Origin of the sequence: Leifsonia sp. SIMBA_070, from assembly GCF_046534635.1 — a bacterium.
Taxonomy (GTDB): Bacteria; Actinomycetota; Actinomycetes; order Actinomycetales; family Microbacteriaceae; genus Leifsonia.
This window is the reverse complement of sequence record NZ_JAWRYK010000424.1, coordinates 1-263: the sequence shown is the minus strand read 5'-3', so window position 1 is coordinate 263 and position 263 is coordinate 1. Positions and strand designations below refer to the sequence as shown.

At 65.4% G+C, this 263-nt stretch carries 1 protein-coding gene; it reads left to right on the top strand.

Annotated features, from left to right (window positions below; genetic code table 11):
• Positions 1 to 263: transketolase-like TK C-terminal-containing protein (locus SB754_RS20940; RefSeq protein ID WP_410784274.1), on the top strand; the 263-nt coding region annotated here is incomplete at both ends.

The window sequence follows — 263 nt, the reverse complement described above, 5'->3', positions numbered from 1 at the left end:
CCAACATCCTCGTCTCGGGAATCACGATGCCGAGCGCGCTGAAGGCACAGCAACTGCTGGCCGACGAGTGGAACGTCGGGGCGAACATCTACTCGGTGACGTCGTGGGGCGAACTCGCCCGGGACGGGGTCGAGTACGAGAAGGCGGCGTTGCGTGAACCTGCCGCCGGCCATCCGCAGCCCTTCGCCACGGAGGTCCTGTGCGACGATGAGGGACCGTTTGTTGCCGCGACCGACTACATGCGGGGTGTACCGGAACTGATC